The organism is Adlercreutzia muris, from assembly GCF_008831045.1.
Classification (GTDB): Bacteria; Actinomycetota; Coriobacteriia; order Coriobacteriales; family Eggerthellaceae; genus Adlercreutzia; species Adlercreutzia muris.
Genome location: NZ_WAJS01000016.1, coordinates 16,515 through 29,005, shown reverse-complemented (window position 1 = coordinate 29,005; position 12,491 = coordinate 16,515). Strand labels below are relative to the sequence as shown.

The window sequence follows — 12,491 nt, the reverse complement described above, 5'->3', positions numbered from 1 at the left end:
GGGAAAGAATGAGAGGGAGAAGCGAGGGAAGCCGCGAAGGGGCACAGGCGGAGGGCTTGCCGAGAGGCGTAGGCGCGGCCGGGGGCACAGGCGGCAGGGGCGCGGGCCGCCGCGCAAGGGCGCGGGGCCTTTCCAGCCCAAACCGGGGAAATGCGACAAATACCGCGATTGGGCGACATTTCTTCTCGAAAAGAGACCCGATCTGCGACAAATGTGTCGATCGAGCGACATATGACGCTCTGCGATGTCGCCCAATTAGCCGATTTGTCGCATTTCCCCGAGTTCGACGAAAAACAGCGAGATTACTGGATGGGACCCCGTGAGAAGAACGGGCTCTACGAGCGGCTCTTCTTGAAGAGAAAGGGGAAATGCTCGCGATGGTGCGCGCGCACCTGCTTGCGCAGCGTCAAATGCCGGGGCACGTGCTCGGCGCTCAGCTTGCGCTTCCTCGGCCCGACGCGACGGCCCACGCCCAGCAGCAGCGCCGTGCACTGGGTCACGTGGTGGAACTGAGAGCTCGTGATGACGGTCAGGTCGAAACCGTCGATGCGCAACGCATCGCGCTTGCGGGCATCGCGGGCCTGCTGCTGCGGGCTGGCGTGGGAGTCGCGTCCGTCGTATTCGACAGCCACCCGCGCCTCGGGCCACAGCCAATCGCACACAACGCGGCTCAGGCCCGTCGCCTCTTTCGCCCGGGCGGACAGCATCACCGGCTCGTTCAGCTTCGGCGGCACAAGCCCCAACCCGCCCTGGGCCACGGAGGAGAAGGCCACGATGGACACCTCTGTCTCCATGATCGAGCCCGATTTGGCAAGCACCTGCTTTGCGGCCGCGCGGGCCGCCGTCACGCCCGCGAGCCCCGTCGCGCGGGCGGCGAATGCCGACAGGCGACGCGGGGCGGTCAGGAGCCGACGCACGAGGGCGCCCGCCCGATCGCCCCCGACCGGATAGCAGCCACACAACTCGTAGCCGAGCGCGAGAAGGGCGCCACGGGGAACGCTTGCGGCCATCTGGACGAAGACGAGCTCGGGAGAGCACACGAACACGCCCGGGGCCACTTTGAGAAATGATCCCCGCGGCAGGGCGCCCCCGATCCGATGGCGGGTCGCGGCGGTCGAGTTGCGCAAACCTCCGCAGCTGGTCGTCACAACATGCACCGAGCCGTTATCGGAACAGCATGCCGTGCGAAGCGCCACCGCCACGGCACCAGTCGCCAGCACCGCGTCGCTCGCTGACGCCGCATCGGCAGCCGGCGCCCCCGGCGCAACCACGCCCGGCGCAGTGGCGGCCGCTATCTCCAGCGAGTCCGCGCACGACGTTGCAGCCCCTAGCACGGCGGAGGCCGGTGGCACCCGCGGGGCAGCGGCGCCCGGCGCGACGGAGGCCGCCGGATCAGCGGCCTTCTCGGCGGCGGACGCCGCAGAGGGATCCCCCGGGGCTGCCGCGCGCCGCAACGCCTCCCGAATCTCTCGATCGGTGCGGACGGCTCGGAAAAGCACCTCCGATGCGGCGAAGAAGCGATCGGGGAACAGCGCAGCTTCGGCGGCGCCCAGGTCGTGGAAGGCATGCAAGGGCACGGCAGCCGCGGCCGACCAGGCGCGCCAAAAGCGAAGCGCGGTGCTATGGGAGAGGTACAAATTCATAACGCGACACCTTACCCGCCAACTGGCCCCCGGCAACTGGAAAGATGCGCCTCGACGCAACCAACATCGATGATGGGGCAGGTCGGGTATCGGGCGCCCGCGGCCGGCCCGTCCCTCCTTTCCCTCCCCTCCCGAGCTGCCTTTTACCCTGAACTCATCAGGCTAAACGCAAAGTTTACCCCGCTGGGGTAATAGCTTTCCACCCCTTTGGGGCGCACACTGGCCCCATCGTTTCTGCATAAGACGAGGAAGGGAGGAAACGATCATGAGCATCGACGAGGAAAAGGCCGCAACCGCGGCCGGACCGCAGGAGGGGGCGCCCGGCGCGCCCGGCTCCCCTGCATCCGGCGCCGCATCGCCCAACGGCGCACTCGGCGCCGCCCCCAAGAAGCCGCGGCGGCGCGGATGGATCGTCGCCGGCGTGGTGGCGGCCGTCATCGTGGTGGCCGGCGCGGGCTTCTGGGTCTGGCACGAGCAGCCGAGCTTCTGCAACGCCATCTGCCACAGCCCCATGGACTACTACGTGGAGACCTACGACGACGATAACCCGCAGCTCGGCGTGACGGCCCACGCGAAGGCCGGCGAGGCGTGCCTGGACTGCCACACCGCCGAGCTGACCACCCAGGTGGCCGAGGTGTGCGCCTGGGTGTCGGACACCTACCCCATGACCGAGGACGGCACCATGCTCGCCACCGGCAAGCAGTTCGCGAGCGAGGAGTTCTGCGCGCGGCCCGAGTGCCACCACGCCGCGGGCGCCTCCTTCGACGAGATCACCGCGAACCTGTGGGGCTTTGCCGGCAACGACGAGAAGTACAACCCCCACGCGAGCCACCAGGACATGGCGCTGGAGTGCGGCGACTGCCACAAGATCCACGAGAACCAGGTGCTCGTGTGCAACGAGTGCCACGATCTGACCCTGCCCGAAGGATGGGAGGCCCCCCATGCAGAGTAACGTCTCACGTCGCAGCTTCTTCAAGGGCGCGGGCCTTGCCGCCCTCAGTGGGCTTTCCGCCGCCGCACTGTCCGGATGCGGCCACGGGTACGCAGCCGAGGAGCCCGCGAACCTGAGCACGGGCGATTTCGGCGGCCCCTCCTGGCTCGGCGCGCCGCCCGTCATCGAGGAGTCGGCCATCGCCGAGACGATCGACACCGAGGTGCTCGTCGTGGGCGTCGGCACCGGCGGCATCCCGGCCATGATCTCGGCTGCCGAGAACGGAGCGCGGGTGCTCGGCATCGACCGCCAGGGCAGCCCGCATAACGTCCGCGAGGACATCGGTGCCATCGACTCTCGCCTGCAGCAGGCGTCCTTCGACGAGTTCCCCCAGTTCCGCATCGACAAGATGGAGGCCATGGAGGAGATCGTCCGCTACGCCAACGGATTCGTGGACTACGATCTGGTGAAGCTGTGGGCCAACGAGTCGGGCGCCATGGTGGACTGGCTCACCGACATCGTAGAGCGCGACGGCAAGATGGTCATGGAGTTCGAGGGCGGTGTGGGCAACATCGACGACCCGGGCCGCGACAAGGCCTTCGCCACCGGCCACAGCCCCCAGAAGACCGACGCCGTGGCCGAGGACGAGGAGTGGGGCTTCGCGGAGTCCATCCTGGCCTACGCCGCCGAGCAGGGCGCCGAGGTGCGCTGGTACACCGAGTTCGTCAAGTGCGAGACCGACGAGGGCGGGCGCGTGACCGGCGTCATCGCCCGCGAGGTGGAAGGCGAGCGCCGCTACCTGCGCATCAACGCCAGCAAGGGCGTCATCCTGTCCACGGGCGGCTACGGCAACAACCTGGAGATGATGGAGGACCGCCAGGCCTGGAACCAGAAGATCCGCATCGCGGCCCCCGGAAGCGGCGGCAATCCCACCGGCAGCGGCATCAAGGCGGCCCTGTGGCTCGGCGCCACCATGGACCCGCTCGGCGCGGCCTGCACCTTCAACCGCGCCTGCGTGAAGCCCGACCAGTACGCCGGCGACGGCGTGCTCGGCCGCTGGTTCTGGTTCGGCGAGCAGCCCTTCCTGAAACTGAACCTCAAGGGCGAGCGCTTCTGCAACGAGAGCGGCCCCTACGACTACATGCTGCACTCCACCATCATGCAGCCGCACCAGACCTACGTGGACATCTGGGATGCGAACCACGCCGCCCCAGGCCGAGGCCATGGACGAGGTGGGCTGCTGCCGGCTGTTCACCTTCGACAACGGGGCCAAGAACAACATCCCCATGGTCGTGGTGGACGGCATGATCGAGAAGCTCATCGAGGACGGCTACGTGCAGCAGGCCGACACCATGGAGGAGCTGGCCGAGAAGCTGAACCTGCCCGTGGAGACCACCGTGGCCTCGTGGAAGCGCTACAACGAGACGGCTGCGGCCGGGCGCGACGAGGACTACAACAAGGAGAAGCGCCACCTCATAGCCATCGACACGCCGCCCTTCTACGGCGTGCGCACGGGCGCGTGGTTCCTGACCACCTTGGACGGCGTGACCATCGACACGAACATGCACCCCTGCGATGAGAACGGCGATCCCATTTTGGGCCTTTACCTGACGGGCAACGACTCAGGCGGCTTCTTCAGCGTGAGCTATCTGAACCTGATGACGGGCCTCGCCTGCGGGCGCACCATGACCTTCGGGCGACGCGCCGGCATGCTGGCCGCCACAGGCCAGGCCTAAGGACGACTCCTGCCCGGCGGGGCCGAGAAGCCCCGCACCTGGAGGCTTACGACCCCGCACCCGGAGGCTTGCGGGCCCGCAGCTGGCAGCTTCCCGGCCGTGCTCGCAAGCGGCGACGCGTGGCTGGGAAGCCCGGCATCGGCCTTACCAGGCGAGAAAGCCCTCACAAGGCCGTCCGCGGCGATCCGCCCTCTCCCCTCTTTGTCCTTCCTTGGGGATACCGCCCGTCGCGCCTCCCTCTCAGCGACCAGCGGTTTTGCTTTCAGACCCCCAGCCCTGCGCGGGCCGGGGGTCTTCGCGTGTGCAATGGGAGAGATCGGCGAAAGAGAGAAACGATGGAGAAACGAGAGGTGGAGAACGCGCCCCGCGGGGCGGCGCTCGAACGCGGGGCACGCGCAGGCACGGCGCCATCGGGAGCCGACGCCTCCCCATCTGCGAGTCCGGCGCGCGGGTTCGCAGCGCTGCTGCTGGTGCTCGGAGCCACCGCGCTTATGAACGGGTCCATCTTCCCGCAGTTCGATGTCGTCTTCATGTTCGCCCGCGATATCTCCGTCACCTGCTCGGCGATCACGCTGCCGGCCCTGGGCCTTATGGCCTACCGTGCGCCATCCGCGCTGCGCCGCGACGCGATTGTCGGAGGGGCGGCCGCGTGCATCGTCCTCGGCGGTGCCCTGCTCGCGGCCGGCCTCGCCTGGGCCCTGCCGGCGCTGCGGCGGCCAACCCCTCGCTGCGCGTGGCGATTCCGGCGGTGCTGCTCTTGGTGTTCGCCGCCTATGTGCTTGTGGGACTGAAGCGCTTCACCTTCGCCGGGGCCATCGACGGCATCGAACCGGTGAATGTGCCCGATGCCGGCGCCTCGGCGGCGTCGGGGGCCACCCTCGCGCCCGAGGAGGCCTTCACCGCCCGTTGCGAGACCATCGCCGGCGAGTTCTTCCTCACGCCGCGCGAAGCCGAGGTGTTCGCCATGCTCGCCCGCGGCCGCGACCGATCCTACATCGAGGAGGCGCTCGTCGTATCGCGCAACACCGTGAAGGCCCACGTGAAACATGTCTACGCCAAGCTCGGCATCCACTCCCACCAGGAGTTGATCGACCTCGTGGAGGGATGAGCCTTGTGGAGGGGCGGGCCTCGCTGAGGAAACGCGTTCGCGCAGACAACGAGGCCCCTCCACGAGCTCGACGCATGCCGCAGGTTCAGCAGGTTCAGTGGGCTCGGCAGGCTCGGTTGATCCAGCGCTTTCCTCCCTCCACGCGCCCCGCGGACTCTCCGCGCTTTGCGCGCTTCCCCGCTTCCCAAGCTTTTGCCCTGAAATGCGACAAATCGCATGATCGGGCGACATCCATTGCCGCAATATGTCGCCCGATCGACAGATTTGTCGCATTCCAGGGTCTTTCCCCGCAGGAAATGTCGCCCGATCGCATCATTTGTCGCAGAAATGTCCGATTGGCGCGAAGAGGGTCCTACTGTAGCCGCAATTGGCCCGTCCAAGCATCCGCGGCGGCGACTCTTCGGCCAAAGCGCCGAACCGCCACAGCGGACCGCCGCCCGAATTATGAACAATTTACTTGCCTTTGGGCCATTGCGCCCTCCGAGCGCCGCCGCCCGATAGAATACAGGGAAGCAAACACAACTTTGGAGGCACCATGGCCATTCGCATCATCGTGGACTCGTCGGCGGACATGGAAGAGGACTACGCCTGCGCCCACGGCATCACCATCATCCCCATGACCATCACTTTCGGCGACGAGGAGTTCGCCGAGGGGGTCGACATCAGCCGCACCGAGTTCTTCGAGCGCCTCATCGAGAGCGACGAGCTGCCCCGCACGAGCCAGATTCCCCCCATGGTGTTCCAGGATCTGTTCCAAGAGGCCGTGGCCGCCGGCGACACCGTGGTGTGCATCACGCTGTCGAGCCACATCTCGGGCACCTACCAGAGCGCCTGCATCGCCGCAGCCCCCTTCAAGGAGTCCGTCTTCGTGGTGGATTCCGAGAACGCCACCGTCGGCGAGCGCATCTTAGCCGAGCGCGCCTGGGCCCTGCGCGACGAGGGGCTTTCCGCCGCCGACATCGCCTACTGTCTCGACCAGGAGAAGAAGGACATCCGCCTCGTGGCGGCCTTAGACGGCCTGGAGTACCTGCGCCGGGGCGGGCGCATCTCCGGCGCGGCGGCGGCCATCGGCGGCCTTTTGTCCATCAAGCCCGTGGTGGGCGTCGTGGACGGCAAAGTGATCGTTCTGGGGAAGGCCCGCGGCTCGAAGGCATCGCGTTCCATGGTATTCGAGGAAATCGAGAAGGCCGGCGGCATCGACTTCACGCGCCCGGTGTGGGTGGCCTACTCGGGCCTGTCCGACAAGATCGGCCGCAAGTACATCGCCGACTCGCTCGCCATCGCCGCCGAGCAAGGCCTGATCGAGAGCCCGGACGCCCTGGAGCTGCCCCTCACCCTCGTCGGCGCCGTCATCGGCACCCACGTGGGCCCCGACGGCGTCGCCTTCGCCTTCTTCGCCCGAGGCTAGCGGGGCGCGTTCTCCCAGCGACTCCCCTCAGTCGGAGCTAGCGGGTATTCCCATCCGCTCAGACAGTCCTCGCTTTGTGGCGCAGTCCGCCGGACTGTTCCAGTCGCGTGTCGGCGACCGAGCGAAGCAAGGAAGTACCCGGAGGGTGAACTGCGCTCGGCGGAAACACCCGCTATCTCCTCTGCGCTCTACCATCGCCGAAACAGAAGAAGCCTCCCGGAGGAGGCTTCTCGACCTGTGAGGTTTTCCCGCTTGATTAGACGCGCTTGATGACGCGGCCGTCGCGGGTGTCGATCTGCAACACGTCGCCGATCTCGATGAAGGTGGGCACCTGCACCTCTTTGCCCGTCTCCAGGGTAGCCGGCTTCAGCGTGTTGGTGGCGGTATCGCCCTTGAAGCCCGGCTCGGTGTGGGTCACTTCCAACTCCACGAACATCTGGGGCTCCAGGCTGATGAGCTCGTCGCCGGCGTACAGCAGCGTGGCCTCGTCGTTCTCCTTCAGCCAATCGGAGGCGGCGCCCACCATATCGGCGGCGATGGGCATCTGCTCGAAGGTGTCGTTGTCCATGAACCAGTAGTCGGCGCCGTCGTTGTACAGGTACTGCATCTTCTTGGATTCCAGGCGCACGGAATCGAACTTGGTGCCGGCGTTGAAGGTGTAGTCCACCACGCGGCCGGTCTTGATGTCCTTGAGCTTGGTGCGCACAAACGCGCCGCCCTTGCCCGGCTTCACGTGCTGGAACTCGACGATGGTGCACATCTTGCCGTTGTTGATGATGCACATGCCGTTCTTGAAATCGGCGGTAGAAATGCTTGCCACGGATGTTTCCTTTCATGCTCACGCGCCGCGGAAACCCTTACGCTCGCACGTCGCGCCTGATTCAAACCGTTACATTATAGCCATCTTGCGGGCATTCCGCAAAGAAAATATGGTCTTAGCTCTGCTCCACCAGGGACGTCGCCGCCTCGTCGGCGCGCGAACCAGCTCCGGCTCGCCACCGGCGCGCTCCCTGGCGCACACGGCCGTAGAGGGCCATGTAGCCGTTCACCACCACCCCGGTCAGCGCCGCGCAGACCACGGTGCCCTCCCGCACGCCGGCGAGGTGTCCCACGAAGACCAGGGCGCACAGCACCGCCAAGGCCGCGCAGGCCAGGTCGAAGCCCACCTTCACCGTGCCGAAGCGGGCGCCGGTCTTGCGCACCACGGCCTGCACCACAGCCTCGCCGCAGTTCATGACCGTGCCCGAGACCACCGTCATCACGATGCCCGCGGCGAGCACGGCCATGCCGACGACCAGCCACAGCCACGAGGCGAGGTAGGTGGTCGGTGCGGCTGCACCCAGCAGCGCCATGAACCAGTCGATGCACAGCCCAAAGAACACCGAGATGGGAATCTGCCACAGGTCCACCAGCCGAAATTCCCGGCGCAGAAGGGCCACCTGCGCGAGCACGAGGAAGCACTGCCAGCCCAGCATGAACGTGCCGAAGCTCACAGCGGGAAAGCCGAGAGCGAGCACGTTGGGCGTGGCGGAGATGGGCGAGTTGCCCAGATCGGCCTTCACGACCACATCGATGCCAAGGGCCATGACCGCGATGCCCGCCAGCATGAGGGCGATGCGGCCGGTCATGAACAGCGCCGGGCGCAGATTGGAGCGCCGAGAACCGCCGCCGTGCGCACTGGCACAGCCCGGAGTCGAATGCTTCGGGGCCGGACCGGCCGGCCGAGGGCTTTGCGAGCCGATCGGCTCCCCGGAGCCCGATGGGGCCGACGGGGCATCGGGGCGCCCGGACGCCGTGAGGGCAGCCCGGGGCGAGGGTCTGTCAGACGGATCGGTCGCGCAACCGGAGCGCTCGCGTCCCATGGATTTCCCCTTGGTCCGAATCTCGCTCCCCCGATTGATCTTCCGTTCCGTCATCGTGTCCTCACCGTCCTCTCCGGCATCGCTTTCACTACGCTGACCCTTTCAGTTATAGCACGACGCCCCCGTTGACACCCGTGAATTCCGGGAGCGGGAGGTACCGTCACCGACTCCGAAAAGCGGCAACCGCCGAGGTCGCCAGAACCGCCGCCCAGCCCCAAACGGCTCGAGACGGGCAACGCCGCAGGCCTCTGGAAGAGAGCCCGCGCCACCCGCCGGGAAAGCCCATCCCCGGCGAGATTAGGCGTCATCGAGGGCAATGGACTCAATGATGTCGATCATCGCCTGCCGGTCGCGGGCACCGAACTTCTGATAAATGCGCGCGATATGGGTCTTCACCGTGCCCCGGGACAGGTAAAGCCGCTCGGCGATGTGGGGCACGCTTCGGCCGCGCACCACGAGGCTGAGCACCTCGGCCTCACGCGGCGAAAGCTCGTAGCGCTCGATGGCCGCCTCGCATTGCCGCGCGAAGTAGAGCGCTTCGGCCCGCGGATAGTTCACCGCCGGGTTCAGGTAGCTGCGCTCCATGATGTTGCCCCGGTCGAACACGAGCACCACCGCGAGCACGAGCACACAGGCGGCGACGAGCACGTAGAGCGCCCCGTTGCCGTCGCGCATTCCCACGATATTCGCCAGCAGCGTCAGCCCCAGGGCCGGAACGGGCAGAAAGCTCTCGAGCGCCCTATACCAGCCGAACGCGGCCCCGGCCCTCACGCCGCTCTGGCGGCACGCGCTCGCCACCATCACGAAGCAGAACAAATCGAAGCAGGTATATCCGACCGAAACCAGGGCCGCCCCCATCCCCCGAAACCCCTCAAGGGCCACCACAAGCAGCAGTCCCACCATAACCAGGGGCAACACCAGCTTGAATACATAGCGGTAGGATATCGCGCTCTCAAAGAGACACGACGCAACGAGCAGGCAGGCCATGACCACAAAGCAGGCACCGGCGACAAACGAACCCGCCACGCCCCCGGGAGAGGTTGCCTGGGCATCAAGGATCACCACCCACGTCACAACGCCGAACAGGGAGAAAACAAGCAGCACGCGCCACACCGACGACGCGAACTGCCTCACGGCCCCCACCGAGGCCGCGCCGCCCACCGCGGCCCCACTCGCCCCGCCCGGGCCGATCCGATGCCACAGCACCATCGACGCGGGAAGCAGAGCGGCAAGCAATAGGCATTGGGACAGGCCTCGGAGGACCCCCAGGGCGAGAAACGCCACGGTGGCCACGAGAAAGGCCGCCAGGGCGCGACGGGTGAGCAGCGCGCTTTCCAGATCGCTGAAGCGGATGCCCCAGGCCACGATAACGAAGGCGGCGCAGATCCTCGTCGCACCCTTGTAGACGAGCAGCGCCTCCACCGATCCCACGGCACCGAGCGTCCACAGCGCCCAAGAGCCGACGATCGCAAGGGCGCCGGCAACCGCGGCGGCTGCGGCCAGGCGGCCGAAGCAGCGGAGCCGCGAGAGAACCAGGGCGATGGCGACATAGCCGGCCACGTTGCACAACGAGGAGACCATCGTCGAAAGTTCCGCGGCCCCTTCCGCTCCGACGATGAGAGAGGGGGTGAAGATGTCGGTCAGATTCCACGTGTAGAAAGTCGCAAGACCCAGGACATAGAACAGCGAGGTTTTATCGAGGAAAACCCCTGATAAACCGTGTCCTACTTTTTGGCAGACACGGCGCAGTCGAAATTTAGCCGTTTGGTCAGATGGCATGGCCCCTCCATTTCGGTAGTGTCCTCCTTGCCCGGTGCAACGGGCCGGCGGTCGCGGGAAGATGCCTCCTGCCGGAGATGCAATTCGCCAGTATAGCGCATGCCTCCCCGACCGCCCCAAGGGAAAACCGCTCAAAAGGAGGGCAACTATGGAGAAGAATCTATCGCGACGCGGCTTCATCGGCCTCGGGTGCCTCGGTGCCACAGCCGCGGCCGCAGGCCTGGCAGGCTGCGCGTCCCAGACACCGAAGAAGGACGGATCTTCGGAGGCCCTGGCGGAAACCAGCGAGACCGCGACGGCAAGCGAGACGCTTATCCCCAACGCCGGCGCTCTCGAGTTCAACCAGCCCACGGGGAGCGAGGTGGCCTACATCGAGGAGCCCATCTCCGAAGACGAGGTCGTCGAGACCCTCACCTGCGATGTCGTCGTCTGCGGCGCGGGCATGTCCGGCGTGGCGGCAGCTGCCTCGGCGAGCGAGAACGGCCTTCGCACCATCCTGCTAGAGAAGGGACAGACGTTCGCCGCGCGTGGCACCGAGATCGGCGCTTTCGGCGACCGCATCCACCAAGAGGCCGGCAACGTGCTCGACCCCGTCGCCTTCATGGAGGACGGCATGGCCACCGCGCACTTCCGCTGCGACCGCAATGTGTGGAAGCGCTGGTGCGATCGCTCGGGTGAGGCGCTCAACTGGGCCCTGGACGTCGTCGGAGACGCCTGCGGAACTTTTACGGCAAAGGCAGGCAACAGCCTGTTCGCCGGCGTTACCACCTGGGGATCGGGCGTGCGGGTCGAGAAGGGCATCGCCTCCTTCGTCGAAAATGTCCTTGCGGCAGCCCAGGCCAACGGCACCGATGTCCGCTTTAGCACCCCTGCCGTACAGCTGATCACACAAGACGGCAAGGTCACCGGCGTGTATGCCCAGGGCGAAGAGGGCATCATCAAAATCGAGGCGGCCCAAGGCGTTGTGCTGGCCACCGGCGGCTACGAGTTCAACTGGGATCTGCTCACCCAGCGTATACGCCCCCGCGACCTGGCCGTGTACGCATGGATCAACCCCACGATAACTAACACGGGCGACGGTCTGCTCATGGGCCTGGCCGCAGGAGCTGCCGAAGACGACTGGCCCCACATTCTCATGAACGATCCCGCCGGTGCCAAGACGGGCAACCGCGCCAACGGTGCCATGCTGGCCTTCCTGCGCGTCAACGAGAACGGCGAGCGCTTCGTCAACGAGAACCTGTCCTTCGAGTACATGAGCAACGCCATCATGTACCAGCCCGGCGCCCACGACTTCGTCCTGCTGTCCGGCACCGATATCCTCACCTCCCTCGAGAAGGCCAAGGGAGGCGCTCCCTGGACGCCCGAGGATATGTACGATTCCATCAAGGATGTGCTCGTCGAGGCCGATACCCTTGAAGAACTGGCCGAGAAATGCGGCATCAACGCCGAGAACCTTGCCCGGACCGTCGCCCGCTACAACGAGCTGTGCGCCGCTGGGGAGGATGCCGACTACGGCAAGAAGCCGAGCGATCTCATTCCCCTGGAAAGCGGCCCCTACTACGCCATCGAGGAGAGCGGTTGCTGCCTCGTGACCGTGAACGGCCTGCGCACCGATGCCGATTCCCGCGTGCTCGACCACAACGGCAAGGCCATCGAGGGCCTCTACGCCCTCGGCAACACCTCGGGCAGCATGTTCAACGGCACCTATCCCCACCACATGAGCGCCGTGAGCCACGGCCGCTGCCTCACCTTCGGCTACCTCGTCGGCCGCCGCCTCGCCGGCTTGGAAGACTAGCCCGGAACCCTATCGAACCCTCCCCTGGGGGCGCCTTCCTCGGAAGGCGCCTTTTCTTTCGCGACATAGCCCGTTACGAAGCGCAGAGACCGCTTCGCGCCGCCCCGTAGCAACCCCATCGCACAAGGGTCGCTTCCGAATGACAAAATGACGTTTGGGCGAGCCTTATGGCTCCCGCAACGGCCGAAAAGCTCGCTCGAACGTCATAATTGTCGCGCCCGCATCCTCC

General features: G+C 66.5%; 9 protein-coding genes and 1 pseudogene. 6 read left to right on the top strand and 4 right to left on the bottom strand.

Going from position 1 to position 12,491, the window contains the following annotated elements:
• Window positions 1-335: 335 nt before the first annotated feature.
• On the bottom strand, window positions 336-1,643 hold the full coding sequence (locus tag F8D48_RS06310) for a PDDEXK family nuclease (protein ID WP_151430520.1): 1,308 nt from the start codon (window positions 1,641-1,643) through the stop codon (window positions 336-338).
• A gap of 265 nt (window positions 1,644-1,908) precedes the next feature.
• Here F8D48_RS06310 and F8D48_RS06305 point away from each other — a divergent pair, with 265 nt between their 5' ends.
• The 5 genes and pseudogenes from F8D48_RS06305 (at window position 1,909) to F8D48_RS06290 (ending at window position 6,826) form a co-directional block, all read left to right on the top strand.
• Complete coding sequence (locus F8D48_RS06305; RefSeq protein ID WP_151430519.1) at window positions 1,909-2,595, top strand: cytochrome c3 family protein; 687 nt, start codon at window positions 1,909-1,911, stop codon at window positions 2,593-2,595.
• Window positions 2,585-3,658 (top strand): annotated as a pseudogene (locus F8D48_RS12140) (FAD-binding protein); the annotation flags it as partial. The gene F8D48_RS06305 and the pseudogene F8D48_RS12140, both read left to right, overlap by 11 nt.
• A gap of 109 nt (window positions 3,659-3,767) precedes the next feature.
• On the top strand, window positions 3,768-4,310 hold the full coding sequence (locus tag F8D48_RS12135) for an FAD-binding protein (protein ID WP_338071846.1): 543 nt from the start codon (window positions 3,768-3,770) through the stop codon (window positions 4,308-4,310).
• Between the two features lie 649 nt (window positions 4,311-4,959).
• Window positions 4,960-5,418 (top strand): helix-turn-helix transcriptional regulator, encoded by a 459-nt coding sequence (locus F8D48_RS06295; protein ID WP_151430517.1) that lies wholly within the window; start codon window positions 4,960-4,962, stop codon window positions 5,416-5,418.
• A gap of 535 nt (window positions 5,419-5,953) precedes the next feature.
• Window positions 5,954-6,826: a DegV family protein gene (locus tag F8D48_RS06290; RefSeq protein ID WP_151430515.1), complete on the top strand. Its 873-nt coding sequence runs from the start codon at window positions 5,954-5,956 to the stop codon at window positions 6,824-6,826.
• Window positions 6,827-7,082: 256 nt separating this feature from the next.
• Here the strand turns inward: F8D48_RS06290 and efp are convergent, their stop codons facing one another.
• From efp to F8D48_RS06275, 3 genes are all read right to left on the bottom strand, one after another.
• Window positions 7,083-7,646 carry an elongation factor P gene (gene efp, locus F8D48_RS06285; protein WP_016308328.1) on the bottom strand — a complete coding sequence of 188 codons (564 nt, stop codon included), beginning with the start codon at window positions 7,644-7,646 and terminating at the stop codon, window positions 7,083-7,085.
• A 115-nt stretch (window positions 7,647-7,761) separates the two neighbouring features.
• Entirely contained in the window at window positions 7,762-8,688 is a 927-nt protein-coding gene (locus F8D48_RS06280) for a YczE/YyaS/YitT family protein (RefSeq protein ID WP_151430513.1), read from the bottom strand.
• Window positions 8,689-8,985: 297 nt separating this feature from the next.
• Window positions 8,986-10,269: a response regulator transcription factor gene (locus tag F8D48_RS06275; RefSeq protein ID WP_151430511.1), complete on the bottom strand. Its 1,284-nt coding sequence runs from the start codon at window positions 10,267-10,269 to the stop codon at window positions 8,986-8,988.
• A gap of 346 nt (window positions 10,270-10,615) precedes the next feature.
• Between F8D48_RS06275 and F8D48_RS06270 the strand changes: the two genes are divergently transcribed.
• Window positions 10,616-12,262: an FAD-dependent oxidoreductase gene (locus F8D48_RS06270; RefSeq protein ID WP_170272757.1), complete on the top strand. Its 1,647-nt coding sequence runs from the start codon at window positions 10,616-10,618 to the stop codon at window positions 12,260-12,262.
• Window positions 12,263-12,491: the final 229 nt, after the last annotated feature.

Coding starts and splice junctions, on each gene's coding strand:
- F8D48_RS06310 (WP_151430520.1), bottom strand. CDS start 1,643: ATGAATTTGTACCTCTCCCATAGCACCGCGCTTCGCTTTTGGCGCGCC.
- F8D48_RS06290 (WP_151430515.1), top strand. CDS start 5,954: ATGGCCATTCGCATCATCGTGGACTCGTCGGCGGACATGGAAGAGGAC.
- F8D48_RS06275 (WP_151430511.1), bottom strand. CDS start 10,269: ATGGTCTCCTCGTTGTGCAACGTGGCCGGCTATGTCGCCATCGCCCTG.
- F8D48_RS12135 (WP_338071846.1), top strand. CDS start 3,768: ATGCGAACCACGCCGCCCCAGGCCGAGGCCATGGACGAGGTGGGCTGC.
- F8D48_RS06305 (WP_151430519.1), top strand. CDS start 1,909: ATGAGCATCGACGAGGAAAAGGCCGCAACCGCGGCCGGACCGCAGGAG.
- F8D48_RS06280 (WP_151430513.1), bottom strand. CDS start 8,688: ATGGGACGCGAGCGCTCCGGTTGCGCGACCGATCCGTCTGACAGACCC.
- F8D48_RS06270 (WP_170272757.1), top strand. CDS start 10,616: ATGGAGAAGAATCTATCGCGACGCGGCTTCATCGGCCTCGGGTGCCTC.